General features: G+C 42.0%; 3 protein-coding genes and 1 pseudogene. All 4 read right to left on the reverse strand.

Annotated elements, in window-relative coordinates; all coding sequences use genetic code 11:
* Positions 1-170: putative metallopeptidase (locus ACINLD_RS22250; RefSeq protein WP_410207190.1), on the reverse strand; the 170-nt coding region annotated here is incomplete at its 3' end.
* A 3-nt stretch (positions 171-173) separates the two neighbouring features.
* A complete protein-coding gene (gene fbpA / locus ACINLD_RS22255) occupies positions 174-344 on the reverse strand; it encodes a Fur-regulated basic protein FbpA (RefSeq protein WP_017695850.1) in 171 nt (56 codons plus the stop codon).
* A complete protein-coding gene (locus ACINLD_RS22260; protein WP_020450341.1) occupies positions 341-880 on the reverse strand; it encodes an ERCC4 domain-containing protein in 540 nt (179 codons plus the stop codon). Before ACINLD_RS22260 ends, fbpA begins: the two co-directional genes overlap by 4 nt.
* Positions 877-1,098 (reverse strand): annotated as a pseudogene (locus ACINLD_RS22265) (hypothetical protein); the annotation flags it as partial. The gene ACINLD_RS22260 and the pseudogene ACINLD_RS22265, both read right to left, overlap by 4 nt.

Here is a 1,098-nt window from a genome sequence, read left to right on the forward strand (position 1 = left end):
CGCTCAAAGGCCGTGCATTTTTTCGCCTTCCCAGCCCACTTGCTGCTACCTTCCCGGATGTAAAAACCGATGTGTTCCTTTGCATCTTTTAAATGTGGGTGATGTTTATCAATTAAACTTTCGGCCAGCTGCCGCACCTCTTGTGATTCTTCAAAACCTACAAATGCCATGGGTCATTTTCCCCTTTCAATCAATTTCTTTTTGAATATTTCGTCTAATTCAGTTAATGAAAGCTCATACAGCTGCCGACCGTCAGGTGTTTTAAAATACCCCATTTTAAGCAGCCGCGCTTTAAGCTCGTCCTTTTTCCTTTCATAATAAAGAGCCTTCATTAATTCATTCACACAAAGCCCCCCTTTAACAGTTCCCGGGCCATGTAATGAAAATGATGATAGATATAGTTTCCGGTCGCGCTCGGGTTAATAAAAACGGTTGAGAAATTGTAACGGACTTCAAACGTTTTTAAGCTGCCAAGCAAGGACTGCGGCTTATATTGTGAGCGATATTTTCCGTTCAGTATTTTTTGATAGCCCTCCAGATCCTCCACAAGAAGAGTGAAGGGATATTTTGACGCGCGAATCAATTCATTTTCAAACCGGGAACGGTCTTTAATGGATTGAACCAGTTCATCAACACCGTTTTTCCGTTCGATAGCTGCGTTCAAATACATGTCCCGGGTGATCCCATATTCCTCGTTTTTCGGGATCATGGCGGAATAGTCGCCCGTCTTCATCCCTTTGAATTTGATGGATACGTTCTTTTTGCGGAGATAGTCAAGAACATGCTGGTTCTTTTGCTCCCTCGTATCCACAATAATGATCATGCTGTCGAGAATATTTTTCATTTCCGTATCCGAATAGTTATAGTGAATAATCGTCATGCTTTCTTCCCCTTAAAGTACGACATGGCCCTTTCATAGATTTCTAAAGAGAGCTTGTCCGTTTCTTCATCCTCAAAATTTGAAACGGAGCTGTTCAGATCTCTCCAGCCGTTCTCCCAAAATAGAACGAGCAATCTCGCAACTTTGATTGCCGCATCCCAATCATGATTGAACCAGTCGTCTATTTTTGGATTCATTTCTTGATCTATGCCCATAAA

Origin of the sequence: Bacillus sp. z60-11 (genome assembly GCF_046464135.1) — a bacterium.
GTDB lineage: Bacteria > Bacillota > Bacilli > Bacillales > Bacillaceae > Bacillus > Bacillus sonorensis_A.

Coding starts and splice junctions, on each gene's coding strand:
- ACINLD_RS22260 (WP_020450341.1), bottom strand. CDS start 880: ATGACGATTATTCACTATAACTATTCGGATACGGAAATGAAAAATATT.